The sequence below is a fragment of the Cupriavidus pampae genome, from assembly GCF_914271485.1.
Taxonomy (GTDB): Bacteria; Pseudomonadota; Gammaproteobacteria; order Burkholderiales; family Burkholderiaceae; genus Cupriavidus; species Cupriavidus pampae.
The window spans coordinates 15652-40042 of the sequence record NZ_CAJZAG010000002.1; the positions used below are offsets into that span (position 1 = coordinate 15652).

Sequence of the window (24391 nt, forward strand, 5' to 3'; positions counted from 1 at the left end):
CATCGAATCAAACGATTGGCAAGAGTCATAGGCGATGTACCACCATGCAACGCAAGCGGATCGATGTATGCACTTTGTATGACGTCATCCGCTTCACCATCCATAACAAGGAGACAGCATGGCAAAGATCGTTTGTGTGCTCTATGACGACCCCGTAACCGGATATCCCAAGACGTATGCGCGCGATGACCTGCCGCATCTGGAGCGTTATCCCGACGGACAGACGCTACCCACGCCGCGCTACATCGACTTCGTCCCGGGCACGTTGCTCGGCAGCGTTTCCGGGGAGCTGGGGCTGCGCAAGTATCTCGAGGGGAATGGGCACCAGCTCGTGGTCACATCGAGCAAGGATGGTGCGAACAGCGTGCTGGACCGCGAGCTGCACGACGCGGAGATTGTCATCTCGCAGCCGTTCTGGCCCGCCTATATGACCGCGGAGCGCATCGCCAGGGCGCCCAAGCTGAAGATGATCGTCACCGCCGGTATCGGGTCGGACCATACCGACCTCCAGGCCGCGATGGAGCGTGGCATTACGGTGGCCGAGGTGACCTACTGCAACAGCAACAGCGTTGCCGAGCACGTGCTCATGATGATCCTCGGGCTCGTTCGCAACTACATCCCGTCGTACAACTGGGTGATGAAGGGCGGCTGGAACATCGCCGATTGCGTGGCGCGCTCCTACGATCTGGAAGGCATGCAGGTGGGCACGGTCGCAGCCGGCCGGATTGGCCTTCGCGTGTTGCGCTTGCTCAAGCCGTTTGGCGTCGGGTTGCACTATATGGATCGGCACCGTTTGCCTGAATCGGTCGAGCAGGAGCTGAACCTCACCCACCACACGAACCTCGCGAGCCTGTCGAAGGTCTGCGATGTGGTGACCCTCAATTGCCCGCTGCATCCCGAAACCGAGCACATGATCAATGCCGACACGCTGAAGGGCTTCAAGCGTGGCGCTTACCTCATCAACACGGCGCGCGGCAAGCTGTGCGACCGCGACGCGATCGCCGCGGCGCTGGAGAGCGGACAACTGGCAGGCTATGCCGGCGACGTGTGGTTCCCGCAACCGGCGCCGGCGGACCATCCGTGGCGTTCCATGCCGCACCATGGCATGACGCCGCACATCTCGGGCACCAGCCTGTCGGCGCAAGCGCGTTACGCGGCAGGCACGCGCGAAATTCTCGAGTGCTATTTCGAAGGACGCCCGATTCGCAATGAGTACCTGATCGTGCAAAAGGGCGAACTGGCAGGCGTCGGCGCGCACTCGTACAGCGCCGGCAATGCCACCAAGGGATCGGAGGAAGCCGCGCGATACAAGAAGCAATAGGCGCGCTGGGCATTGGTCCGCGTGCGTAGATAGATGGTGGCGCTGCTGATCCAATGAGGTCTGCAGCGCGATCCCGTCACGCGCGCCTTCAGGCCATGAGGTTATCGACCGAACGCTGAATATCGAGCTCGCGGAAGCTCCGCATGGCCGCGCTCATGATGGGTCCCGCTGGATGCTGATCGCGGTAGACCAACCCGATCTGCCGCTCCAGGCGCGGAGACATGGGAATGGAATGCAGGCGTTCCGAAACTTCGGTCAGGCACAACACGCTGTGCGGCAGGATGCTGAACAGCCCGGCACGCCTGACGTGCGCATACAGCGCGGTCATCGAGTCGGTCTCGACCAGCGGCGTCGCCATGGCGCCGGCCGCCGCAAAGGCCATGTCGATACCGCGCCGGCATTGCAGCGAGCCGGTGAACAAGCACAGGGGTAGTTTTGCGGCATCCCCCCAGGAGATGGAAGTCGCACCATCGAACATGCTCGCATCGGTGGCTACCAACACGTATCGCTCCTGGAAGATGGGCAAGGTCAAAAAGCCACCAAGACGCTCGTCGTCGAGGTAGCTGATACCGATATCCAGTTCGAAATTGCCGATCTTGCGCAGAATCTCGGCGGCCGACAGCGTGTACACCTCATGCCGCATCCGCGGATAGCGCGACAGACAGCTCTGCGTCAGCATTGGGACCAGCGGCAACGACGCCGGAATCGCGCCCATGCGCAGCACCCCGGCCGGGTCCTCATGATTCGTACGGACGTCCTGCCGCAGGTTTTCGCAATCCGCGAGCACGCGTCTGGCCCAGACCAGTACGCGTTCGCCATCCTCGGTGAAGCCTTCGAAACGATGCCCACGCTGGACAATGACAATGCCCAGTTCTTCCTCGATGCTGCGCAGCGCCCCGGACAATGCCGGCTGGGACACGTTGCAGGCTGCCGCCGCACGTCCGAAATGCCGCTCCTTCGCCAGCGCCACCATGTACGTCAGTTGCCGCATAAACATGCGAACTCCTCCGCGTATTCCGATTCATCGCAGACCATCAGTTGAAAATGCCGATGTCGATACCGATGTGTACAGCGGAATATAACGCAGATAGTAGCGTCGCAGGCGATTTGGGGGAAGTTGAGGCGCCGACAGAGCAGGGGGCTTCGTTGTCCCCGGTCTGTCGGCGCGGCTGGGAGGTCAGCCGTCGATACCGACGATGACGCTCGAGGCCTTGAACAGGGCGGCAGCCGGCGCACCAACGGCCAGTCCGAGACGGTCCACGCTCGAGTTCGTGATGATGGCGGACACCGCCAGGCCGCTGGCGCTGGTGATCGTGACATCCGAATTGACGGCACCCTTCGTGAGTGCGCTGACCTTGCCGTCGATGAAGTTGCGCGCGGAAACCTTGCTGGCGTCGGCGTCCACCATAACGATGACCGAGGTGGCCTTCACCAGTGCAACGGCCTTGGCGCCCGCCTTCAGACCCAGTCGCGCGGCACTGTCATGGATAACGGTCGCGACGATTTGCGCGCCGCCATCGATGTTGATCGTGACCTCGTCATTGACGGCGCCTGCGGTGACCTGGCCGACAACACCGGAAAACTGATTACGTGCGCTGGTCTTCATTTCAAAAATCCTTTCGATCATCCACTGTGCTGGGCTGACAGTCTGACTTGATGCGCAACGCCTGGCAAGTCGTGACTCCAGATGGCAGTACTGCGGAAGTACGTACCAAAATTACGCATGCTAGAGTCGTTAGGCTCTATTCAGAGCCTTCCTGGGAGGAACTCGTATGCAACATGTTTCGACTGCGCCGGCCATTCCGGTTGTGCATTACAGAACTGCCTCGATCGATGGCGTTGACGTCTTCTACCGTGAAGCGGGGCCGGCCAATGCGCCGGTCGTACTGCTGTTGCACGGGTTTCCGACGTCATCGCATATGTTCCGGAACCTGATTCCCCTTCTTGCCGATGGCTATCGCGTGATCGCGCCCGATTACCCCGGCTTTGGCCAGAGCGGCTCGCCCGATCGAGCCAGCTTTGCCTATAGCTTTGCGCATTACGCCGATATCATCGACAAGCTCACGGTCAAGCTCGGTGCGAGCCGTTACAGCATGTACGTCATGGACTATGGTGCGCCGGTCGGTTACCGGCTTGCCATTGCGCACCCCGAGCGCGTACAGGCGCTGATCGTCCAGAATGGCAACGCCTACACGGAAGGGTTGGAAGCCTTCTGGGATCCCATCAAAGCGTACTGGGCGGAAGATACCCCGGCGCGGCGGCAGGCGCTGGAATGGCTCGTGACGCTCGAGACGACGAAATTCCAGTACACCGATGGCATGGGCGACCTTTCGCGCATCAGCCCCGATAACTGGATCGTCGATCAGGCGCTGCTTGACCGCCCCGGCAACCGCGATATCCAGCTCGACCTTTTTCGTGACTACGGAACGAACGTCCCGCTGTACCCGCAATTCCAGGCCTTCTTCCGCGAGCGCAAGCCGCCGACGCTGATCGTCTGGGGCAAGAACGACAAGATCTTTCCGGAACCGGGGGCCCATCCATACCTACGCGATCTGCCCGATGCGGAACTGCATCTTCTCGACAGCGGACACTTCGCGCTAGAGGAAAAGCTGGACGTCATGGCACCGCTGATCCGCGAATTTCTGGACCGTAAGGTGAGTCGCTGAGGATAGCGGCGAAGGGCGATCATGACTAGGCGCGATGCCGTGTTTGCAGGCTCGATCCCGAAGTTCTACGACACGCTGTTGGCGCCCCTGATCTTCGAGGCCTATGCGGCCGACCTGGCAGAACTCGTCGCGGTTTCCTCGCCCGACTCGGTGCTCGAGACCGCGGCTGGCAGCGGCGTGGTCACGCGGGCGCTTGCGCCAAGGCTCAGCGCTGGCGCGCGCTACGTGGTGACCGACCTCAACTTGCCGATGCTCAACTATGCGTCCAGCAGGCAGGGAGCAGACAGGCGCATCGAATGGCGGCAGGCAGACGCGCTCGACCTGCCGTTCGACGATGCGTCATTTGATGTCGTCTGCTGCCAGTTCGGTGCAATGTTTTTTCCCAACCGGACTGTGGCCTACACCGAAGCACGTCGCACGCTGAGGCCACGAGGGCGCTTTATTTTCAATGTCTGGGACCGCATCGAAGAGAACGTCTTTGCCGATGACGTCACCAATGCGGTCGCCACGATGTTTCCCCACGATCCTCCGAGATTCCTTGCTCGCACGCCGCACGGATATCACGACATCGCACTGATACGAGAAGAATTGAGCCGTGCAGGGTTCAGCGATATCGAGATCGAGACGCATGAGAAGGTGAGCCGAGCGAACTCGGCACGCGACGTCGCCACTGCCTATTGCCTTGGAACCCCACTGCGCAACGACATCGAGGCGCGCGACGCCGGCTTGCTTCAGGTCGCGATCGACCGAGCGACGATGGCGATCGCCAACCGCCACGGCGAAGGCCCGGTAGCCGGCAGGATTCAGGCGCTTGTTATCGTGGCGACTGGATAGTCAAGAGGTGGCTGTTTCACATTGACACCAGCGCACCCCGACAAGCGACACGCCGGCCTGCTATAGTCCCGCGATATTCATATGGTTTAAGGCAATGGGCTTCGAACAACTGGCAGCACTGAAAGCAAAACTCACCGAGCAGGCGAAGAATGAGGCGCGGGCAAACGCGCCTCGTCCGTCCCGTCGCGCACCTGCCCCGAAGGGCGAAACGGGCGTCAAGGGCGTCAAGGGCGAGAAGGGAGTCAGGGGCGAAAACAGCGGCAAGGGCGCGAAACCCAACGTCACGCGGGAAAATGCCGCCAAGGCCGCGAAACCCGCCAACCCGGTCGACCCGGTGGTGCGTACGTTCGGCAAGCTGCAGAAGCGCTTCCCGGTGGCCTTTCCCAAGAATCCCGCACCGAAGGTGCCGCTCAAGATCGGCATTTTCGAGGACGTGCTGACGCATGCCACGGAGCTGGGCCTGACCGAGGCCGAGTTGCGCGACGCCATTCGTACGTGGTGCCGTGGCTCCCGCTATTGGTCTTCGCTGACGGAAGGCGCCCAGCGCTTGGATTTGGCAGGGCAACCTGCCGGCGTCGTCACCGAAGCCGACGCTCGCCGTAGCAAACAGTTGCTGTCGGGTCGCCCAAGGCACGTACCGGCGAAGAACAAGGCGCCCGCGCAAGCCGCCACCGATCCGGCAGCGGCAGTGATCCCGCCGATCGAGCAGCCGCGACCGGAAACGGACGCTAGCGCCTGAACGATCCCGCGTCGGCATTGGCCGGACGAAGTACCGATAAATTTATACCCGGGTAATATTGACATCAATTTTATCCGGGTATAAATTGGCGACTTCGCTACCCGTCCGATCGCCATGAATCCCCTTTCCGCACTTCCATCCCACATTGCCTTTGATGGACACCGACGCATCGCGTCCGGCACGCTCGCAGCCGTCGCGCTAGCGGTCAAGCATGCGACAGGAGAGGGCGCCGCGGGGCCGATACTGGTTTTCGACAACGCGACCGGACGCTCGATCGATATCGACACACGCGGCGCTGACGACGAGGTCATCGCGCGCTTCACGCCAGTGGCCTCCGATGCGCAGCCCGCGGACGAAGCCGACGGCGCAGGCACGCAGCAAGAGACACGCGGCAGGGGGCGTCCGAAGTTGGGCGTCGTAGCGCGCGAAGTCACGCTGTTGCCGCGCCATTGGGATTGGCTCGCAACGCAGCCTGGCGGTGCATCGGTAGCGCTCCGCAAGCTCGTCGAAGACGCGCGTCGCGCGAATGCCCAACGTGACAGTCGCCGCGCCGCGCACGAGCGTGCATATCATTTCATGTCCGCGATAGCCGGCGATCTACCCAGCTTCGAGGAAGCGGCGCGCGCGTTGTTTGCGGACGATCGCACGTGTTTCGGCGAACTGATTGCTGGCTGGCCCGCCGACATCCGCGACCATGGGTTCGCGCTCGGCTTCGGCGACGGGCCATGAGTCGCGCTTTACCCAAGTTCCCCGCGGATGATTGCTGCGCCTGCGCTCAGCGCATTCAGCTTGCCTCTGGCGACTCGGCGAGGTAAGGGCGCCATGCCACAGTTGGTGGAAGGGTAGAGCTTGTCGGCATCGACGAACCGAAGCGCTTTCCGCAGGGTATTTGCCACTTCCTCTGGTGTCTCGATGGTATGGTTTGCCACATCGATGGCCCCCACCATGACTTTCTTGCCACGAATGAGTTCGATCAGATCCATCGGAACGTGGGAGTTGTGGCACTCCAGCGAGACAATATCGATGCTGGATTTCTGAAGCTTGGGGAACGACTCTTCATACTGGCGCCACTCGGACCCCAGGGTCTCCTTCCAATCGGTATTGGCCTTGATGCCGTAGCCATAGCAAATGTGTACGGCGGTTTCGCACTTGAGGCCTTCGATTGCCCGCTCCAGGGTCGCGATGCCCCAGTCATTCACCTCGTCGAAGAAAACGTTGAACGCTGGCTCATCGAATTGGATGATGTCAACGCCAGCCGCTTCCAATTCCCTGGCTTCCTGATTGAGGATCTTGGCGAATTCCCAGGCTAGCTTCTCGCGGCTCTTGTAGTGGTTGTCATAGAGCGTATCGATCATCGTCATGGGGCCGGGCAGGGCCCATTTGATGGGCTGCCTGGTTTGCTGGCGCAGAAACTTGGCGTCCTCGACAAACACAGGCTTTGGGCGGCTCACCGCGCCAACGACGGTCGGTACGCTCGCGTCATAGCGATCGCGGATTCGGACGGTCTCGCGCTTCTCGAAATCCACCCCACTGAGGTGCTCGATAAACGTCGTGACGAAATGCTGTCGCGTCTGCTCACCGTCACTGACAATGTCAATGCCAGCGTGCTGCTGTTCTTGCAGCGACAGACGCAAAGCATCATGTTTGCCCTCAACCAACTCGCCGTCTTGAAGTTTCCATGGCGACCAGAGTTTCTCGGGTTGTGCAAGCCAGGAAGGTTTCGGCAAGCTACCGGCGGTGGACGTAGGCAACAATTTTTTCATAAACATGACTCCGTATTTTATGGTTGATTAGAGCGCGTAACTATCAGCCCACCGTTCGAGCGTGTTCTTGTACGGCTTGATGAAATGCTCTTCCGTGAATTTCCCCTGCTTGGCAGCCAGTTCACCGCGTTCAACTCGGTCATAGACAATCTGCGTCAAGGAATAATCCTGATTCTTCAGGCTCGGCTGATAGTGTTTTCCTGCCGCGGAATTGGCATTGTAGATTTCGGGTCGGTAGATTCTCTGGAACGTCTCCATCGTGCTGATGGTGCCGATAAGCTCAAGATTGGTGTAGTCACCAAGCAGATCGCCAAGGAAGTAAAAAGCCAGAGGCGCAACACTGTTCGGTGGCATAAAAAATCGAACCTGCAACCCCATTTTTTCGAAATATTGATCGGTCGACGAGAGCTCGTTCTGCTCGTATTCGACGCCCAGGATCGGGTGATGATTCTCGGTGCGATGGTAGGTCTTGCTGCTCGAGGCGCTGATGCAGATAACGGGCGGCTTACCAAAACGCTCTTTGTAAGCACTTGAGTTCACAAAGTGCTTGAATAGCTTGCCATGCAAATCGCCGAAGTTCTCCGGGACACTGAACGTGGATTTGTTCTGGTTATACTCGGGCAGCAACACGCTGAAATCGTAATCGCGTACGTAGGACGAGAAATTGTTTCCCGCAATGCCATCGATGCGTTCGCCGGTCTTCCTGTCGATGATGTTTGTCTTCAGGATCTCGATCAGCGGAAACACATCGCCGCCATCCTTGGCCTCGATATTCATATCCACCGAAATGATTTCGAGTTCGACAGAGTAGCGATCTCCGGTTGGATTGTCCCAATGCGCGAGACTATTGAAGCGGTTGTCAATCATCCTCAGCGTATTGCGCAAATTGTCCTGACGACGCTTTCCACGTGCCAGGTTGGCAAAATTGGTCGTTATGCGCGTATTGTCAGATGGTTGGTAGTTCTCATCAAAACAAATACTCTTGATGCTGAAGGTGAAGTCGTTGCTCATGGTGATCTGATCCTCTGGTAATCCGAGAAAAAATTTGAATCTGTTTCGTGCCTATTTGGCGCTTGCTTCAGGCCGCAATCATTTCCTCAGCGTTGGCAGATCTAGGCAGGCGCGACAATTCGACCAACGGCAATGCTCGTTCGACCGCGAGTCTGGCTCGCTGTATAAGGGCCTCGTTCTGCAGGCGGTAGTCGGCGAAATCCTTGTCGGTGGCATAGACGCCCAACGGCAATGTGCGAGCCTGGAAGAAGCTGAACAGCGGCCGCAACTGATGGTCGATCATCAGAGCATGGCGCTCGCTGCCGCCGGTGGCAGCCAACAAGACCGGCTTGTCGATCAAGGCGTCCTGATCGACGAAGTCGAAGAAATGTTTGAACAGGCCCGTGTAAGAGCCGCGGAAGACCGGTGTTGCCACCACCAGGACGTCGGCTTGCTCGACTGCCGCAAGCTCCCGCTCCACAAAGGCAGGCAGTTGAGCGCGCCATACCGCGCCGGCAAGCTGCGGTGCGAGTTGACCCATTTCCACCAGACGCTGCTCACACGGGATTTCTTCGGCGATCAGCTCCATCAGATGTTCTGCCAGGACCGCAGACTTGGAAGGGCGTTGCAGCCCGCCGGAAACCGCTACGAGACGGATTGGACGTGTCATTTTCGCTTTCACATTCGCTGCACCGCAGTGCTGGGAAACACATTGGAGCGAATGTTAGCGATTGGCCACTATGAAGTAAAATGGTCTTAATTCACATATCCATGAATGATCATCATGGATTGGCGACTTGACGTATTTCGTTTCGGGCAACCGCACTTCGGTTGCGGCGGGCGAGCGTGACGCGTGCCGAGGTACAACCGCATGGCTACATGCCATCGCCTGCGTCAGGACACACCTTGCCCCCATTCTTGAAGTCAACGCTGCAGAGTTTGCGCATCGGCACGCAGGACCGGACGGCGGAACCGGGGCCGGACGCGCGGGGCCCGAACCGGCCCGCGAACCCTGCTGGCAAGCAGCGCGGCGTGTCAGCATCGCTCAGTCACCTGCACGACCTCGCGCGGTTACGGCAAGCCCGCGGCGATACGAGCGATGTAGTGGCGCAGTCGGCCTCCCGCCGACGGCCGCTCCCCGGCGGCACGCCCTCGGCGGAACGTGCGAAGGTCAATACGCTACCGTCAGGCCCCAAGATCGACGCCTCCGGCGACCCCACGACGTCGATCGACGCGCTCAATGGGAGCGATCTCGACGCGCTGGCGGTGGCCTTGCACCTGGCGGAGCCCGGTGCCACCGGCAACAAGGCCTCCAACACGATCGCGATCCGGCAAAGGCTCCTCTCGGTCGCGAACGATCTGGACAACAACCTGGTCGATCACGACAAGTCTTTCCTCGACCATCCTGCGACGATCGGCAAGCTGTCCGGTGCGGAGATCGAAGAGCTCCGTCAGTTGATGGATCTGACGCACATGTCGGTGAAGTCCCGGACGATTCCCGGTCCCAATGGGCCCCACGCGATGCTCGAGGTCTTTTTCAACGGCACGCAGAACTTCCGCGACGTGAGGCAGGACCTCAATACGGCGATCGGCAGGGCCGGGCAGGTGGATCGCGGTGCGCGACGTATTGGTGAGCTGATGTCGGCAATGCTGGCGCCCAATGGCAATGCCAGCCTCGTGTCCGTCATCGGTATATCGATGGGGGGCGGCTCGGCGCAGATCTTCACGGCGTCGGTGGACAGCCGCGTGGCTTTGTCCATGCGGCCCGCCGTCGTGCTGCTAGATCCCGCGCTGCTGAACAACCGGCAGGCGAAGCTGGCGGTCGAGGGCGGCACGCGCCCCGTCGACTTCTCCCAGCCGCGCGGCGTGGCGGTGACGCTCGACTACGCCCCGGCGTCGCAGCGCGGTCTGATGTCAAAGATGAAAACGGTCGGCTTCCACTCGCCGGGGCTCGTACGGCTGAAGCTCGGCCTCGTGGATCAGGATGGGCAGCGCTACGGCGACAGCAGGCCCCGGCCGGCACCGATTGGTCTCGGCTACCACGGGCGCGACGGGTATTACACGGAGGCGTTGCGGCGATTCGCGGGCGGTGAGGAACCCCAGCGCGCGCCGATGACCGCGTTCACGGTCACCAGACCGCCGGCCATGGCCGCCGGCGCCACATCTGCGACGTTCCGTCCGCCACGGCCACCGCAGGTCAGCCACGTAGGCCAATCTGCCTCGCCTTCGCGTCCGGCCCAGATCGACGTTGGCGAAGCCAGACTGCTGGCGGACTTCCAGTATCTCGCGCCGCTGATCAAATGATGGGTCCCCCAGCTCCCGGCGATGCTGCTAGCTCTTGCATTTGCCCCTCTCGCCCCTCAGATATCGATCCTTGGCGGCATTGCCGAACACCCACGAAACTCCTACGCCCGCCGCAAGGTTTTTCTGGCCGTGAGAGCATATTGGCCTCCCTCAACTAACAAAGGACCACGAAATGACCACCAAACCGGAAAGAGCCATCCTCGCCGGCGGCTGCTTTTGGGGCATGCAGGACTTGATTCGCCGTTACCCGGGCGTGATCTCGACGCGCGTGGGCTATAGCGGTGGCGACGTTCCGAACGCGACCTATCGTAACCACGGCACGCATGCCGAGGCGATCGAGATTCTGTTCGACCCGGCCACGATCAGCTTCCGTCAGATCCTGGAGTTCTTTTTCCAGATCCACGATCCGAGCACGCTGAATCGCCAGGGCAACGACCGCGGCCTGAGCTATCGATCGGCGATCTTTTATACGAGCGACGAGCAGAAGAAGGTCGCCGAACAGACGATCCTGGACGTCGATGCGTCAGGTCTGTGGCCGGGCAAAGTGGTGACCGAACTGGCACCCGCTGGCCCGTTCTGGGAAGCCGAGCCGGAACACCAGGATTATCTGGAACGGATCCCCGGCGGCTACACCTGCCACTTCGTGCGCAAGGATTGGCATTTGCCTACTGCCGTGAAGCCGGTCGCGTGACTCGGCTCCACGAAGGGCGGGTTGTAACCGCGCGGAGAAGGGGCTTTTCCCCTATCTCCCGTGGCACTTCTTGAACTTCTTGCCGCTGCCGCAAGGGCACGGGTCGTTGCGGCCGGGCTGGTCGCCTGCCACCACGGGCTCCACGCGCGGGCCCAGGGTCTTCCAGATCTGGCGCAGGTCGTAGATAGCCCAGATCGCCTCGCCGAAGGTTTCCACGCGCGCCAGGCTGGTGCTGGGCGGGCCATCGTCGCTGTACATGCAGACCTCGGGCTCGCCGGTGTCGTCCTCGGCAAGGGCGACGATGCTTTCCAGCGCGTCGTCCAACCACTGGGCAACCTCCTTGTCGCGCGGGGCGGCCCATTCCTCGGGCCAGTTCTCCACCACGAACATAAAGCCCAGCGCCCACACCTGGCCAAACGACGGGATTTCCCGGCCGTCCACCTCGGCGCGCTCTTCCGGAGGCAGGCTCAAGATGGCGCCGCGCATGTCCATGGCCTCGGGATGGAAGGTGCGTTCGTCCTCCAGCGTCTCCACGGGCTGGTCGAGCTGGTGCTCCACCTCGTTCCATCGGCGCTGCCACAGCTCCATAAAGCGGGTCTGCTGGGCCGCGTCATGGAACGCGGGCAGCAACGGCAGCGGGCTGCCCTCGGCCACGTCTAGCGCCGCGCCGTCGCCTAGCAGCATGGGCAGGTAGTCCGCAGCGGGGATGCGGCGGCGCGTGCAGACCAAGGCCGTGAGAAAGCCGTCGCAGAATTCCCATTGCGGGATTTCCTCAGCGCGCTGGCGCAGGTCGTCCAGCAGTTCGTCAAGTTCGTGGAGTTCGTCGGGCGTCAGGGCGGTGGCTTCGGTCATACTGCGGGTTCTCGTGTTGCGGGGTGCGGGGTGGGGATGCGTTGCACGCATCGCCGCGAAGTATATCGCTGCTCAAAGGCCCGCTACTCAAAGGCGCCGCCCAAAGACGCCATCCAAAGACGCCACCCAAAGCGGACGCTTGGTCTGAAAGGCATGGAAAGATGAAATGCGAACAGATCAGACCGTGATCCCGAGGCGAAACTCACTCATTCATTCTCGCTGCGCTTCCACCTTGCCTGCCTTTACTGCCGCCATGAGAGCCGCCCAGTCTTTCTCATTGCGGTCCGCATAGGCGATGGCAAACTGCTGGATGGCCTCATCGAACTCGTCCGACTTGCCGAGGTACCCAAGAATCAGTGCGGAGTCCCCTGACTTCGCCATCGAATGGGCAAGCGCGTGTCCGCAAGACACCGCGTACTCGCTGAGATCCCGCTCGCTGAAAGTGCTGAAGTCAAACGCCCCCTTCATGTCGCGTAACTGCCGCACGTAAAAGTCGATGCTCCCTACGCGCATCCTCGACCAGCCAAGGAAGATGTCGCTGGACGACTGCAGCAGACGTTGTCCGTTCACCACCCGCTCGCCATGGTTTGGAAATTTGCTCGCCGGCAGGTATTGCTCCAGCACCGAAGCACGGGCCTCCTTGACCTGCAGAAAGAGAGGGCTCTTCCCGTCCGCCATGAAAAGCGCTTCGTAACAGCGCGTGCCAACCGAGCCCACGCCGACGACACGCACCGCCATGTCAACCAACTCGTAGCAGTCGAACAGCGCGCGCACCGAGTCCACCAGCGTCAACCGATACTCCGCAAAGAAGCGCCTGATCATATCGTCGAACTGCTTCGCTTCCTTTCGGTTCGACATGGGGACGTGGTAAACCAGCGGAGGATTTTCCTTGATGCGCAGCCTGCCGTTGACAAGTTCCGTGGCATGGCTCAGCACCATTCGGGACGATTGCTGCCGGGCCTTGCTGAAGACTGCTTCCTCCTTTTTCCGCTCCAGGGCTGTGTCCGCAATGGCCAGGATATTCTCTGCCCCGAACTGGTAGTACCAGACGTCGAGCGTGTCCATCGTGCTGAACTCGGCGATGCACTGGCGGAAGGTCGCGCACAATCGTCGCACGATGGCGCGCTGTTCTCGCGTGCCAAGACCGCGTTCGCGGCCGGCAATGACGAAGGACGTTGCGAGCCTGCGTACATCCCAGTCGAACGGTCCTGGCAACGTTTCATCGAAGTCATTTGCCCCGAACAAGAGGCGGCGCTCCGGACTGGCGAACAGCCCGAAATTTGCCAGATGCGCATCTCCGCCCAACTGCACGGTGATTCCCGAATGCGGCAACCGGGCCAAGTCGAAAGCCATCAGCGGTGCGGCGCCGCGATAGAAGGCGAACGGATTCGCCACCATGCGGCCGTAGCGAATCGGTATCAGGTTCGGCATCCTGCCCGCATTCGAGGCTTCGAGCAGAGCAATCGGATCACGGTCCAACAGCGTGCAGGTTGCAAGCTGGGCTCGCGGCACAAGTCGCCGAGCCGATTTTCCCGCGTCAATGCGCGATTGCCGTGTGCCGCGGCCGCCGAACAGGCGAGAGAACGTCTCAGGAACTGGGGCAGGGGCAGGGGCAGGGGCCGTCTGCTGCCTGGCGCGCTCCACAGGCGCCGCGCCACGTTGTGTTCCGCCAGTCTTTGGCATGGCATGTTCTCCCGAGATGGAAAGACGGGGCTGTTGATTTGCACTGAATCCTGACCCAGGATTCAGTGCAAATCAACCTTGGGGGGACCGGTCGATCCAGCCACACATGAGCCCGCCACGCCCGGAAGGGTTGCGTACCTCTGCGCCCATTTCTGGCCGATTTACGCCAGCTGGCGCCCGACTCCGACACCGTCCTTTTGCCCAATGACAGATGGAGGCCGCGCTGCTAAGCTGACGCGGCCCCACTGCCGGCCTATTCCATGCCCTTTCTGATGCCTATCGCGCTGTCGCGACGCCTGTGCATGGCGGCCTTGCTTCTGACCGCTGCAGCCTGGATCGGGCCGGTGCACGCGCAGGAAGCCCTGCTACTGGGCGGCCTCCAGCGCACCGACCCAGGTGGAGAAACCAGCTACGGCTACGCCTACAGCTACCAGCACAATCTGGCCGAGAACTGGTACGCCTCGTTCTCGTACCTGAACGAGGGGCATGTCACGAATCACCATCGGGATGGCCATAGCATCCAGCTCTGGTGGCGCTACCCGCTTGCCGATCGTAGTTTCAATCTCGCCATTGGCGCGGGTCCCTATCGATATTTCGATACCACGGACAGCAACGGCGACGGCGGCTCCGACAATCATCACGGCTGGGGCCTGCTGGCCAGCGTGGCGGCCACATGGTATGTCAACGGGGGGCCGTGGATGGTGCAGGCCCGCTACAACCGCGCCCAGACGCCGTCGAGCATCAAGACCAATACGCTGCTGATCGGCGTGGGCTACCAGCTCGACCGGGGCGATCGTGGCGGCCCCGTGGTGCCACCCCCGTCGCGGACCGACAACGTCACGCAAAACGAAATCACCGTGTTCCTCGGCCAGACCATTGTGAATACGTTCAACTCCGAGACCTCGTTCGCCAAGGCCGTCGAGTACCGCCGCGGCCTGGCCCGCTACGTGTCTGGCACCGTCAGCTACATCAACGAAGGCGAAAACTCGGCCCTGCGGCGCGACGGCCTGGCCGCCCAGCTTTGGCTGGAACGTGCGTTCTTCCGCGATGCGTTGACGCTGGGGGTGGGCGCTGGGCCGTATTACGCAATCGATCTCAGCGAGCGCGGCCGCAGCGCTCCGAGCGAGCCGTCACGTTGGTCGGGACTGCTTACGATGTCCGCGAGCTACCACATCAACCAGCGCTGGCTCGCGCGCATTTCATGGAACCGGACTGTGACCGGCTATGACCGCGACACCGATGTTTTTCTGGCAGGCGTGGGATATCGATTCTGATTACCCTGCTCATGCTGAATTTGGCCGACGCAGGAGGCTGCTTATCAGCGGACCAGGGTTCTTGCCTTGCCGCGCCGGAGATCTATGCTAGATCACATCGAGCGCCCGACGTGCCAATGTCATGAACGGAGGTGCCATGGCTTCCACCGCGCCCCCCAAAACGCCTGCCACGCGCTGGTTGCGCTGGATGCCCGGGTTGATGATGCTGAGGTCCTATCAGCTTGCCTGGCTGCCTAGGGACTTCGCCGCAGGGCTGGTACTAACGACGATGCTGGTGCCGGCGGGCATCGCCTATGCCGAGGCGTCTGGCGTACCGGGGGTGTACGGCCTCTACGCAACTATCATCCCGCTGCTGGCCTATGCGCTATTCGGTCCGAGCCGGATTATGGTGCTGGGGCCGGACTCAGCCCTGGCAGCTCCAATCTTGGCAGTGGTGCTGAGCGTGTCCGGGGGCGACCCCGCGCGCGCGGTGGCCACCGCCGGCCTGATGGCCATTGTTTCGGGCCTCTTCTGCATCGTGCTGGGCCTGTTGCGGCTAGGTTTTATCACCGAACTCCTGTCCAAGCCGATCCGCTATGGCTACATGAACGGAATTGCCCTGACGGTGCTGGTGAGCCAGTTGCCGAAGATGTTCGCGATCTCGATCGACAAGGCGGGGCCACTTCGCGACCTTTGGCTGCTCGCACAGGCGGTCGCCAATGGCGACACCAACTGGTACAGTTTTGCGGTGGGCGCAGCGTGTCTGGTCATAATTCTCGGACTGAAGCGTTTCGACCGCGTACCGGGCATCCTGATCGCCGTCGTCCTGGCTACGCTGGCAGTGAGCGTCTTCAAACTCGATACGCATGGCGTGAAGGTGTTGGGCGAGATTCCGCAGGGTCTACCTATCTTTGTCATTCCCTGGCTCAGCGACGTAGATCTGGTCGAAATTGTGCTCGGCGGCTGCGCTGTCGCAATGATCGCGTTTGCGGATACCAGCGTGCTATCTCGCACCTATGCCGCGCGCACGAAGACGCGCGTGGATCCGAACCAGGAAATGGTCGGGCTAGGTGCGGCTAACCTCGCGGCCGGCTTCTTCCAGGGTTTCCCGATCAGCAGCAGTTCGTCACGCACGCCGGTGGCTGAGGCAGCGGGCGCTCGCACGCAAATGACAGGCGTTTTTGGCGCCTTTGCGGTGGCTGTCTTGCTGTTGGTAGCGCCCAATTTGCTGCGCTACCTACCGAACAGCGCGTTGGCCGCAGTCGTCATTGCGGCTGCCGTCGGCCTATTCGAAATCAAGGATTTGCGGCGCATCTACCGTATCCAACAATGGGAGTTCTGGCTATCGATGCTGTGCTTCGCAGGAGTGGCCGCGTTCGGCGCGATTCCCGGGATCTGCCTGGCAATTGCCATCGCCATCATCGAATTCCTGTTGGACGGTTGGCGGCCACACTTTGCGGTGTTGGGCTACGTGCAAAGCCTGCATAGCTACCACGACCTGAAGCGCTACCCACATGCATCGCTGATCCGCGGATTGGTGTTGTTCCGTTGGGATGCGCCTCTGTTCTTTGCTAATGCCGACTTGTTCCAGCAACGGTTGATGGAAGCTGTAGAGGCGTCGCCGACGCGGGTACAGCGTGTGGTGGTGGCCGCCGAGCCAGTGACCAGTGTCGATGTCACGTCGGCCGACATGCTGCGCGAATTGGGCCAACATCTGGCCGAAAACCAAATCGCACTGCATTTCGCGGAAATGAAGGATCCCGTTCGCGACAAGCTCACACGCTTTGAATTGACCCAGGTGTTTAGCAGCGACTGCTTTCATCCCACAGTAGAAAATGCTGTGGATAACTATCTTGAGAGTGTGGGCGGGCTGAAGTAGGAATGCGGCGACGCTAGAGGGCTGGAGGACCTGCCGGTGGCGCGATGGATGGCACGTTCCGCATAGCGCGCTCCAGTAGGCGTGGTCAGAAATTCGCGTGTGAATGGCACGGATAACGCTAGTCAAGCACTATCCTACCGAGCACGCTGACGCTGGCGAATCAAAATTCAGGAAGGGCAGGGCGGCCGGTAGGCAGGTTCTCGATCTAGCGCGATCCGACACGTGGCGGGGCGTGGAGATGACATCGGGCGCCGTGCAGGCTACAGTGGAGAATAGTCCATCGGGAGACGTGCGATACGCCTGTGGGGAAGACCAAGATGGTTGCGAGCACACACTCCGAAGCGCCGCCCGATCGGTCGCGGGCTGGTCCCGTTACCGAAATCGTTGCGCTGGGTGAGACCCGGTTAGCTGGCGTCATACGTTCTGCCATGGAGGCGATCATCTCCGTGGACGAGGCGCAACGGATCGTGCTGTTCAACCCAATGGCCGAGCGCCTCTTTGGTTGCCCGGCGGAGTCGGCCATCGGCAGGCAACTTGGGGACTTCATCCCCGAACGCTTTCGCGCCGCGCATTCGGCGCACGTCGCCCGTTTCGGCGTGACGGGGGTTTCGGACCGGCAGATGGGACAGCAGCGCACGCTCTTTGCGCTACGCCGGGATGGCACGGAGTTCCCGATCGAGGCGTCAATTTCACAAACGTTTGAAGAACCCGGGCGAAAGCTCTTCACCGTCATGCTGCGCGACATCACTGAGCGCGTCCAGGCGGAGGTGGCATTGCGTCGTTCGCGAGAAGAACTGCAAGAGTTGTCGGACAGTATTCTTTCCGGGCGCGAAGAGGAAAAGCGCCGGGTCGCGCGAGAGCTGCACGACGAGCTTGGCCAGCAGCTCAGCGCGTTGAAGATGGATCTGGTCATGCTGGAGGGCGATTTACGAGAAGCTCGGTTACCAGACCGCATTCTGGCGCAGGTCACGGCAATGCATGGCGTAATCGACACGACCGTCAATGCCGTGCGACGCATCGCCTCTGATCTGCGGCCGGCGCTACTGGACGAACTGGGTCTGGCCGCCGGGCTGGACTGGCTGGCGAAGGATTTCGGCCGCCGCTATGCCATCGACGTCGTCGTTCACACGGTGGACACCCTGGACGTCGGAGAGCAGGTGGCGACTGCCGCCTTTCGTATCGTCCAGGAAGCCCTCAACAACGTCATACAGCATGCCGACGCGCGGCGGGCATGGGTGGACCTCGCGCACGTTGACGACGCGTACGTGCTAACAGTGCGCGACGACGGTCGCGGGTGGGACGGGAAGGTGAGCAGGGACCAGCGACGCTCATTTGGCTTGCTAGGCGTCAGGGAGCGCGCGAGATTGCTCGGGGGCACCGTTTCCATGCGGTACGCCCCCGGCGAGGGCTTCGAGCTTGCTGTCAGCATTCCTGACCATCATGGACGGAAGGAGCCCGCTCGATGATCCGCGTGTTGATCGCTGATGACCACGCCGTCATGCGCAACGGCTTACGGCACATCCTGGAGCGAGCCGCCGGATTCGCGGTGACGGGCGAAGCCGCCAATGGCGCGGAAGTGCCACGGCTCGTCCGCGATCACCCCGCCGACGTGATAATCCTGGATCTCTCCATGCCCGGACGCAGCGGCCTCGAACTGATCTGCCTGCTCCGCGCAGAGCATCCCAGGCTGCGCATACTCGTGCTGACCATGCATGCCGAGGAGCAATACGTCGTGCGCGCATTCCGTGCGGGAGCCTCCGGCTACCTCACCAAGGAAAGCGCCGGCACGGAGCTCGTGGAAGCACTGAGAAGAGTTGCGGCAGGCGGCACCTATATCAGTCCCGCGATGGCCGAGAAACTGGCGCTTGGACTGCAGACGCACATGGTCGACGCTCCGCACGCGAGCCTGTCGGACCGCGAACTGGAAGTGTTCCGGCGAATCGTGGCGGGCGAGTCGCTCACGGATATCGCCAGCGCATTGTGCGTCAGTGCAAAGACGATCAGCACGTACAAGATGCGCCTTCTCGACAAGCTCAAGCTCCGCAGCGATGCGGCCCTCGTGCGCTATGCGATCGAGGCGAAGCTGTTCGATGACGACACGAGTCTCTAAGGGGAGCTAACGCGGGCAGCGTGCCGCACGGGGGATTCTTCGCCACGGATCAGCAGCACCGGCTTGTACGTTTGCGCGATCACGCCTTCCGATACGCTGCCCATGATCAGCCTGCGCAGCCCCCGGCGTCCGTGCGTTCCCATCACGATCAGATCGGCAGGCCAGCGATCGGCGCGCTCGACGATGGTTGCCGAGATCTGCCCCGGCGTAATCGGCCGCTCGATCAGCTCGGTCAGGAAGCGCACGCCAGCGGATTCGAGGCGTGTCGACGCGCGTGCGAGCGCGGTAGTGCCGACGTTCGCGATCGCGCGCATCATGTCCTCCGACTCCGGATAGCTGGATTCGAAGAACAGTTCGCTGTCGTCCACCACGAACAACACCTTGACCTCCGCAGCGGCCAACTCCGCCACGGCAATCGCTTGTGATAGCGCCAGCGCGGACGAGGGGCCGCCGTCTATCGCTACCAGAATCCGCTCATACATCGCGCTCTCCTTCGATGTCCGCCTGTCCACAGTACGTTTGATAAAAGCGTACTCAGTGAATCCCCGCGTTCCTTGCGCTGTATCAATCGGATCATTGATCTCCCTCAAGCGTGTGTATCGCGCCGCAACTACAGTGGTCATTACCGGTCGTACTTGGCATCCCGGAGGTGCACGATGAGCTTTGCCGCCATGCTCGTTCACGTAGACGAGGCGGAGGGAACGTCAGCCCGCCTGATTCAGGCCGTGGCGCTCGCAGAGGGCTTTCATGCCGCGCTGATCGGGTTGCTGTCTGTCGACGCGAACGATTCCGCCTGGGTGTACCGGCACGCGGACGGGCGGCGCGAACGGCAGGCGCCGGAGCGCAGCGTGGCGGAGGCCTGCGAGCAGGCGCGCCATTCGTTCGATACGGCGACCGAAACCGCGACGTTTCCGGTCGACTGGCGCGTCGGTGAAGGCACGCCGGAAGAGGCCATGCTATGCGAGGGGCGCCTTGCCGATCTGCTGATCGTCGGGCAACCACGCGCCATTCGGGAAGATAGTGGGATGATGTTTCGCGCGCAGCGCCGCTTTGTTGCTTCGGTAATCATCGGCGCGGGACGGCCCGTGCTGGTCATGCCTCGCGATGCGAGCGTGAGCACGAATGGCACGCGCGTGGTGGTCGGCTGGAATGGTTCCCGGGAGTCCGCGCGCGCGCTTCACGATGCCTTGCCCTGGCTCGCCCGCGCGGAGTCGGTGGATATCGTGCAGGTGCTGCAAGCGCGCAGGCACCACCGGTTCGAGGCGTCTCCGGGCAGTTATGCGATGGCATGGCTGTCAAGACACGGCATTCACGCCTCTCTGACGGAGCTCGTCGCGGAGGCGTCTGCGGAGGTCGGAGCGTTGCTCCTCAACTTCGCGCATCGCCGCGGCGCGGACCTGATTGTCTGTGGCGCATACGGGCAGGGGCGACTCCGGGAGGACATCCTGGGTGGCGTCACCGATACGCTCCTCCGCCATACGCAAGTCGCCACGTTGCTGGCGCACTGAGCACGCACCGCGGCCATTCGCGCGTCAGTGCGACATCAGCAAGGGGACGCTGGCGTGTTGCAGAAGACTGCGCGTCGTGCCCCCGAACATCAGCTCCCGAACGCGCGCGTGACCGTAGCAACCTGCAATCAGCATGCCCGCCGTCGACGCGCGCACCGCGCGGAGCAAGGCCTCGGCGGGATCGCTCTCGGGCGCGAGGCGATACGGCGAGGCTTCGATGCCATGGCAGCGGAGGTAGTGGAACAAGTCCGCCATGCCCGACATGTCATCGGTCGCCGCGACTGTCACCTGCGACGCGCGCGCGAGCAAGGGCAGCGAGTCCGCGACTGCCCGAGCGGCCTCAGTGCTGTCGTTCCAGGCGATCATGGCATGGCCGCCTGTCAGCGTGGTGGCAGAGGGAGGCATCACGATGGCGGGCCTGCCGCAGTTCAGCAGGATCGTTTCGACGACATCGGCGACGATGGGCGGCACGCCTGTCCATGGGGCACGCTGCGCAAGCAGCAACACATCCGCCATGCAGCCCTGTCGGGACAGGGCGCGCACCGGATCGTCCTCGATCATCTCGTGCGACCAGCTTACGGCGTGTCCCGTCTCCGCCACCATGTCGCGCATCAACGTCGCATGCACGTGGGCGTGCGCCCGCCGGCGTTCCAGCGTCAGTAAGTCGCACCGCGCGGGATCCTCGATACCGCGCACGCGGCCGAGCGAGATGCCGGTCGTCGTGATGCCGGTCAGATGCGCGCCGAACGTAAACGCCAGCAGCGCCGCGACACGCAGGCGGTCTCGGCAACCCGGGTCTCCGTCGACTTCGACAACAATGGATTTGTAGTCCATGGCCGGTCTCCCTCCTTTTGTTGCTTCGTGAGCAGTGCTCAGGCCCCGGGGCCCCGGCGCCTAGTGCGAAAACAAGACCGGCAATGTCATCGATCGCAACAGCGTCCGGGTGACGCCTCCAAATACGGCTTCGCGATGCGGCCCATGCCCGTAGGCGCCACTCACGATGAGGTCCGCACCCGCGTCCGCGGCGTAAGACAAGATCGCCTCGCCCGCATCGTCATTCGCACCCAGCGCGCGCGTGACCGATCGAGCGGCCACGCCATGGCGCGCCAGCCAAGGCAGCGTGTCCTGCACCGGCACACGGACTGATGACTGCGAAGACCGGCCCTCGCCGAATTCCACGAGCAGGACCGATGCCGCGCGACGCAGAAGCGGAAGCGCATCCCGCAACGCGCGCGTCGATTCCCGGCTACCGTTCCAGGCGACGAGAACGTGATCGCCAGGTCGATGACGAATCCATCCGTGCTCGGGGATGACCAGCACGGGCCTACCCACGCGCAGCAGGCAGCTGCCTAGATGATGCATGCGATCGCCCGCAGTCAACCCCCAGCCGGCCTGGCCCACGATGACGATATCGCCGGCACGCGCCTCGCGTGGGAAATTCCTGCCAACGTCGTCATGGGTTGAGCGCCAGAGTCCGTCGATCGGCGCGTCGTCGATCGCGCCAAGGAAGGCGCGTCGAATGACATCCGATCCGGCCGACGGGTCGTCCGGCGACGCGACATCGATATGCAGGGCCAGAAGCGATGCGCGGAACGCCGCAGCCAGCGAAACGGCGACGGCAATGAGCTGGTGGCTGCGGCGGCTGTCGTCGAGACAGACGACCAGGCTGGCGATGTCCATGTCTGCCTTGGTGCGGGAAGGTGATTTGACTTTATGATGCCGGCCTTCATGCATATTGAGGCAGGTCAAGGGTTTGGAGGTTTGCATCCTTGGACGCGTTGACGCGCCCGATTCCCGGTGGGATAACAACGCGTATGCCCCGGGGCAGGAGCACGACATGGCATCTTCCAGCGAACATCCAAGGACAATGCAGGCAGCGGTATTCGACGGCCCCGATCCGTGCCTGTCGCTGCGACGGATGCCGATTCCCGAGCCTGGCCGCGGTGAGGTGCGGATTGCGGTCGCCGCATGCGGCGTCTGTCGTACAGATCTGCACGTCATTGACGGGGAACTGCCCTCACCGAAACCGGCACTCATTCCCGGACACGAAATCATCGGGTACGTGGATGCGCTGGGGGCCGGTGTCAGGGACTTGCGCCCAGGGATGCGGGTCGGCGTACCCTGGCTCGGTCACACCTGTGGCCACTGCCGGTATTGCCTTGATGGGCACGAGAATCTGTGCGATGCGGCCGCCTTTCACGGCTATACGAGGGACGGCGGCTACGCGGAGTATGTGGTGGCGGAGAGCGCGTACTGCTTCAGTATTCCGGATGCCTATGACGACGTGGAGGCAGCACCCCTCATGTGCGCGGGACTGATCGGCTATCGGTCGCTCAGGATGGCGGGGGCGGCGAGGCGCGTGGGCATCTATGGCTTCGGTGCCGCCGCCCACATCGTCACGCAGATTGCCGTGGCGGAAGGGCGTCGCGTGTTCGCGTTCTCGAGCGCCGGCGATGACCAAGCCCGGCAGCTGGCGCGAGACGTCGGCGCCGAATGGGCGGGGAGCAGCGATGATCCCGCGCCGGAGCGCTTCGACGCTGCGCTGATCTTTGCGCCTGCGGGCTATCTGGTCCCGCGCGCGCTCGAGTCCGTGGACAAGGGCGGCATCGTGATCTGCGGCGGGATCCATATGAGTGACATCCCGGCGTTTCCCTACCGGCTACTCTGGGAGGAGCGACGCCTCGTGTCCGTGGCCAACCTGACGCGGGCGGACGGAATCGGGCTGATGCGCGCGGCAACGAAGACGCGCCTGCTTGTCCACGCCGTCTCCTACCCGCTCCCGGACGCCAACGTGGCGCTTGCGGACCTCCGCGCCGGTCGCATAGCCGGCGCCGCAGTCCTGCGCGTCAGCGGCGACGGACGGTCAGCCTGAGCATCCACGCCGCGCCCGTGACGCGTTCTCGGCATGATGTGTCAGGTTCTTCTGACACATCCCTTCCCTCTGCCCGACGCGGGGCTCAGCAAAGCCTGATTTCAAACCCAGCCTCCCCGCACCATACTTCCCGCATGGTTGACACGCGCGCGGCGCCGGGAGCCATGGCAACACATGGCCCTTGATAAGAAGGGGTAGGAAATGCTTCAGGAATGCGAGGTACACGTACGCGAACAAGTATCGAAGGCGCACTGCTCGTGCTGCGGGCTACGGACCCTATGTATGGCAAGTTGTCTCGACGACGATCATGTGGGACGCTTGGAGGCCGTCGTGAGCCACTGGCGGATGGTTCATCGCGGCGAGAGGCTGTTTCGGGCCGGCGATCATTTCCGGAGTCTTTACGCTCTGCGATCCGGTAGCGTCAAGACTGTCACCAGCGATACCTGCGGCGGTGAGCATGTGACGGGCTTCTTCATGGCCGGCGAAACGCTCGGTCTGGGGGCGATCAGCACTGACGCATACGACTGCGATGCGATTGCGCTTGAGGACAGTTCGGTCTGCGTGATTCCATTCGGGCCGATGGAGGCTTTGTGCCGGGAGCTCAAGCCGTTGCAGCATCAGTTCCATCGCCTGCTCAGTACCGAGATCGTCAGGGAATCGCGACAGATGACGCTGCTCTCCGGCATGTCCGCGGAGCGGCGCGTCGCCGCCTTCCTCGTGGACCTCTCACGACGCCTGCAACAACGCGGCTATTCGCCGCGCAGTCTTACGTTGCGCATGACACGCGAGGAGATCGGCAACTACCTTGGCATCAAGCTGGAAACGGTCAGCCGCGCATTCTCGCGATTCCAGCGGGAGGGGTTGCTCCACGTCGACGGCAAACACGTGGAATTGTTCGACGTGGAGGCATTGGCGCTCGTGTAGCC

24 protein-coding genes are annotated in these 24391 nt (G+C 62.2%); 14 read left to right on the forward strand and 10 right to left on the reverse strand.

Annotation, left to right across the window (positions count from 1 at the left end; translation table 11 throughout):
• Positions 1-118: 118 nt before the first annotated feature.
• Positions 119-1321, forward strand: coding sequence for an NAD-dependent formate dehydrogenase (locus LDO41_RS04370; RefSeq protein WP_223982459.1), 1203 nt, complete (start codon positions 119-121; stop codon positions 1319-1321).
• Between the two features lie 88 nt (positions 1322-1409).
• Here LDO41_RS04370 and LDO41_RS04375 read toward each other — a convergent pair whose 3' ends face one another.
• Positions 1410-2318 carry a LysR family transcriptional regulator gene (locus LDO41_RS04375; RefSeq protein ID WP_223982462.1) on the reverse strand — a complete coding sequence of 303 codons (909 nt, stop codon included), beginning with the start codon at positions 2316-2318 and terminating at the stop codon, positions 1410-1412.
• A 180-nt stretch (positions 2319-2498) separates the two neighbouring features.
• Positions 2499-2927 (reverse strand): TOBE domain-containing protein, encoded by a 429-nt coding sequence (locus LDO41_RS04380; protein ID WP_223982465.1) that lies wholly within the window; start codon positions 2925-2927, stop codon positions 2499-2501.
• Between the two features lie 166 nt (positions 2928-3093).
• On the opposite strand from LDO41_RS04380, the gene LDO41_RS04385 reads away from it, so the two are divergent.
• The 4 genes from LDO41_RS04385 (at position 3094) to LDO41_RS04400 (ending at position 6289) form a co-directional block, all read left to right on the forward strand.
• Positions 3094-3987 carry an alpha/beta fold hydrolase gene (locus LDO41_RS04385; RefSeq protein ID WP_223982468.1) on the forward strand — a complete coding sequence of 298 codons (894 nt, stop codon included), beginning with the start codon at positions 3094-3096 and terminating at the stop codon, positions 3985-3987.
• Between the two features lie 21 nt (positions 3988-4008).
• Positions 4009-4821: a class I SAM-dependent methyltransferase gene (locus tag LDO41_RS04390; RefSeq protein ID WP_223982471.1), complete on the forward strand. Its 813-nt coding sequence runs from the start codon at positions 4009-4011 to the stop codon at positions 4819-4821.
• A 94-nt stretch (positions 4822-4915) separates the two neighbouring features.
• Positions 4916-5560: a ProQ/FinO family protein gene (locus LDO41_RS04395; RefSeq protein ID WP_223982474.1), complete on the forward strand. Its 645-nt coding sequence runs from the start codon at positions 4916-4918 to the stop codon at positions 5558-5560.
• A gap of 114 nt (positions 5561-5674) precedes the next feature.
• A complete protein-coding gene (locus LDO41_RS04400) occupies positions 5675-6289 on the forward strand; it encodes a DUF2239 family protein (protein WP_223982476.1) in 615 nt (204 codons plus the stop codon).
• 8 nt (positions 6290-6297) lie between these two features.
• Here the strand turns inward: LDO41_RS04400 and LDO41_RS04405 are convergent, their stop codons facing one another.
• From LDO41_RS04405 to msuE, 3 genes are all read right to left on the reverse strand, one after another.
• Positions 6298-7323, reverse strand: a complete 1026-nt coding sequence (locus tag LDO41_RS04405) for a methionine synthase (RefSeq protein ID WP_223982478.1) — start codon at positions 7321-7323, stop codon at positions 6298-6300.
• Between the two features lie 27 nt (positions 7324-7350).
• Positions 7351-8334 carry a DUF1852 domain-containing protein gene (locus LDO41_RS04410; RefSeq protein ID WP_223982481.1) on the reverse strand — a complete coding sequence of 328 codons (984 nt, stop codon included), beginning with the start codon at positions 8332-8334 and terminating at the stop codon, positions 7351-7353.
• A 67-nt stretch (positions 8335-8401) separates the two neighbouring features.
• Positions 8402-8983 carry an FMN reductase gene (msuE, locus tag LDO41_RS04415; RefSeq protein WP_223982483.1) on the reverse strand — a complete coding sequence of 194 codons (582 nt, stop codon included), beginning with the start codon at positions 8981-8983 and terminating at the stop codon, positions 8402-8404.
• 236 nt (positions 8984-9219) lie between these two features.
• On the opposite strand from msuE, the gene LDO41_RS04420 reads away from it, so the two are divergent.
• Complete coding sequence (locus tag LDO41_RS04420; RefSeq protein ID WP_223982485.1) at positions 9220-10617, forward strand: hypothetical protein; 1398 nt, start codon at positions 9220-9222, stop codon at positions 10615-10617.
• A gap of 172 nt (positions 10618-10789) precedes the next feature.
• Positions 10790-11308 carry a peptide-methionine (S)-S-oxide reductase MsrA gene (gene msrA, locus LDO41_RS04425; protein ID WP_223982487.1) on the forward strand — a complete coding sequence of 173 codons (519 nt, stop codon included), beginning with the start codon at positions 10790-10792 and terminating at the stop codon, positions 11306-11308.
• 51 nt (positions 11309-11359) lie between these two features.
• Here msrA and LDO41_RS04430 read toward each other — a convergent pair whose 3' ends face one another.
• Positions 11360-12160 (reverse strand): YecA/YgfB family protein, encoded by an 801-nt coding sequence (locus LDO41_RS04430; RefSeq protein WP_223982490.1) that lies wholly within the window; start codon positions 12158-12160, stop codon positions 11360-11362.
• 210 nt (positions 12161-12370) lie between these two features.
• A complete protein-coding gene (locus LDO41_RS04435) occupies positions 12371-13843 on the reverse strand; it encodes a DUF2252 domain-containing protein (protein ID WP_223982493.1) in 1473 nt (490 codons plus the stop codon).
• Positions 13844-14103: 260 nt separating this feature from the next.
• Here LDO41_RS04435 and LDO41_RS04440 point away from each other — a divergent pair, with 260 nt between their 5' ends.
• From LDO41_RS04440 to LDO41_RS04455, 4 genes are all read left to right on the forward strand, one after another.
• The gene (locus LDO41_RS04440) at positions 14104-15117 is read left to right on the forward strand and encodes a porin family protein (RefSeq protein WP_223982496.1); all 1014 of its coding nucleotides are present in this window, start codon (positions 14104-14106) and stop codon (positions 15115-15117) included.
• A gap of 136 nt (positions 15118-15253) precedes the next feature.
• On the forward strand, positions 15254-16975 hold the full coding sequence (locus LDO41_RS04445; RefSeq protein ID WP_223982498.1) for a SulP family inorganic anion transporter: 1722 nt from the start codon (positions 15254-15256) through the stop codon (positions 16973-16975).
• A gap of 317 nt (positions 16976-17292) precedes the next feature.
• Positions 17293-18441 (forward strand): sensor histidine kinase, encoded by a 1149-nt coding sequence (locus LDO41_RS04450; RefSeq protein WP_223984152.1) that lies wholly within the window; start codon positions 17293-17295, stop codon positions 18439-18441.
• Positions 18438-19085 (forward strand): response regulator, encoded by a 648-nt coding sequence (locus LDO41_RS04455; RefSeq protein ID WP_223982500.1) that lies wholly within the window; start codon positions 18438-18440, stop codon positions 19083-19085. Before LDO41_RS04450 ends, LDO41_RS04455 begins: the two co-directional genes overlap by 4 nt.
• On the opposite strand, the gene LDO41_RS04460 is transcribed toward LDO41_RS04455, so the two are convergent.
• On the reverse strand, positions 19082-19567 hold the full coding sequence (locus tag LDO41_RS04460; protein ID WP_223982502.1) for a universal stress protein: 486 nt from the start codon (positions 19565-19567) through the stop codon (positions 19082-19084). The genes LDO41_RS04455 and LDO41_RS04460 overlap by 4 nt on opposite strands.
• A 174-nt stretch (positions 19568-19741) precedes the next feature.
• Here LDO41_RS04460 and LDO41_RS04465 point away from each other — a divergent pair, with 174 nt between their 5' ends.
• Positions 19742-20593, forward strand: a complete 852-nt coding sequence (locus LDO41_RS04465; RefSeq protein WP_223982504.1) for a universal stress protein — start codon at positions 19742-19744, stop codon at positions 20591-20593.
• 24 nt (positions 20594-20617) lie between these two features.
• Here the strand turns inward: LDO41_RS04465 and LDO41_RS04470 are convergent, their stop codons facing one another.
• Together LDO41_RS04470 and LDO41_RS04475 are read right to left on the reverse strand one after the other, a co-directional pair.
• Positions 20618-21427, reverse strand: a complete 810-nt coding sequence (locus tag LDO41_RS04470; RefSeq protein ID WP_223982506.1) for a universal stress protein — start codon at positions 21425-21427, stop codon at positions 20618-20620.
• A 60-nt stretch (positions 21428-21487) separates the two neighbouring features.
• Positions 21488-22273, reverse strand: coding sequence for a universal stress protein (locus tag LDO41_RS04475; protein WP_223982508.1), 786 nt, complete (start codon positions 22271-22273; stop codon positions 21488-21490).
• Positions 22274-22430: 157 nt separating this feature from the next.
• Here LDO41_RS04475 and LDO41_RS04480 point away from each other — a divergent pair, with 157 nt between their 5' ends.
• Both LDO41_RS04480 and LDO41_RS04485 read left to right on the forward strand, forming a co-directional pair.
• Complete coding sequence (locus LDO41_RS04480; protein WP_377741432.1) at positions 22431-23465, forward strand: zinc-dependent alcohol dehydrogenase family protein; 1035 nt, start codon at positions 22431-22433, stop codon at positions 23463-23465.
• 282 nt (positions 23466-23747) lie between these two features.
• The gene (locus LDO41_RS04485) at positions 23748-24389 is read left to right on the forward strand and encodes a helix-turn-helix domain-containing protein (RefSeq protein WP_318036269.1); all 642 of its coding nucleotides are present in this window, start codon (positions 23748-23750) and stop codon (positions 24387-24389) included.
• Positions 24390-24391: the final 2 nt, after the last annotated feature.

Bases quoted from the DNA above. Each gene is read 5' to 3' on its own strand.
- LDO41_RS04370 (WP_223982459.1), top strand. From the start codon at position 119: ATGGCAAAGATCGTTTGTGTGCTCTATGACGACCCCGTAACCGGATAT.
- LDO41_RS04375 (WP_223982462.1), bottom strand. From the start codon at position 2,318: ATGTTTATGCGGCAACTGACGTACATGGTGGCGCTGGCGAAGGAGCGG.
- LDO41_RS04380 (WP_223982465.1), bottom strand. From the start codon at position 2,927: ATGAAGACCAGCGCACGTAATCAGTTTTCCGGTGTTGTCGGCCAGGTC.
- LDO41_RS04385 (WP_223982468.1), top strand. From the start codon at position 3,094: ATGCAACATGTTTCGACTGCGCCGGCCATTCCGGTTGTGCATTACAGA.
- LDO41_RS04390 (WP_223982471.1), top strand. From the start codon at position 4,009: ATGACTAGGCGCGATGCCGTGTTTGCAGGCTCGATCCCGAAGTTCTAC.
- LDO41_RS04395 (WP_223982474.1), top strand. From the start codon at position 4,916: ATGGGCTTCGAACAACTGGCAGCACTGAAAGCAAAACTCACCGAGCAG.
- LDO41_RS04400 (WP_223982476.1), top strand. From the start codon at position 5,675: ATGAATCCCCTTTCCGCACTTCCATCCCACATTGCCTTTGATGGACAC.
- LDO41_RS04405 (WP_223982478.1), bottom strand. From the start codon at position 7,323: ATGAAAAAATTGTTGCCTACGTCCACCGCCGGTAGCTTGCCGAAACCT.
- LDO41_RS04410 (WP_223982481.1), bottom strand. From the start codon at position 8,334: ATGAGCAACGACTTCACCTTCAGCATCAAGAGTATTTGTTTTGATGAG.
- msuE (WP_223982483.1), bottom strand. From the start codon at position 8,983: ATGACACGTCCAATCCGTCTCGTAGCGGTTTCCGGCGGGCTGCAACGC.
- msrA (WP_223982487.1), top strand. From the start codon at position 10,790: ATGACCACCAAACCGGAAAGAGCCATCCTCGCCGGCGGCTGCTTTTGG.
- LDO41_RS04430 (WP_223982490.1), bottom strand. From the start codon at position 12,160: ATGACCGAAGCCACCGCCCTGACGCCCGACGAACTCCACGAACTTGAC.
- LDO41_RS04435 (WP_223982493.1), bottom strand. From the start codon at position 13,843: ATGCCAAAGACTGGCGGAACACAACGTGGCGCGGCGCCTGTGGAGCGC.
- LDO41_RS04440 (WP_223982496.1), top strand. From the start codon at position 14,104: ATGCCCTTTCTGATGCCTATCGCGCTGTCGCGACGCCTGTGCATGGCG.
- LDO41_RS04445 (WP_223982498.1), top strand. From the start codon at position 15,254: ATGGCTTCCACCGCGCCCCCCAAAACGCCTGCCACGCGCTGGTTGCGC.
- LDO41_RS04450 (WP_223984152.1), top strand. From the start codon at position 17,293: ATGGTTGCGAGCACACACTCCGAAGCGCCGCCCGATCGGTCGCGGGCT.
- LDO41_RS04455 (WP_223982500.1), top strand. From the start codon at position 18,438: ATGATCCGCGTGTTGATCGCTGATGACCACGCCGTCATGCGCAACGGC.
- LDO41_RS04460 (WP_223982502.1), bottom strand. From the start codon at position 19,567: ATGTATGAGCGGATTCTGGTAGCGATAGACGGCGGCCCCTCGTCCGCG.
- LDO41_RS04465 (WP_223982504.1), top strand. From the start codon at position 19,742: ATGAGCTTTGCCGCCATGCTCGTTCACGTAGACGAGGCGGAGGGAACG.
- LDO41_RS04470 (WP_223982506.1), bottom strand. From the start codon at position 21,427: ATGGACTACAAATCCATTGTTGTCGAAGTCGACGGAGACCCGGGTTGC.
- LDO41_RS04475 (WP_223982508.1), bottom strand. From the start codon at position 22,273: ATGGACATCGCCAGCCTGGTCGTCTGTCTCGACGACAGCCGCCGCAGC.
- LDO41_RS04480 (WP_377741432.1), top strand. From the start codon at position 22,431: ATGGCATCTTCCAGCGAACATCCAAGGACAATGCAGGCAGCGGTATTC.
- LDO41_RS04485 (WP_318036269.1), top strand. From the start codon at position 23,748: ATGGCAAGTTGTCTCGACGACGATCATGTGGGACGCTTGGAGGCCGTC.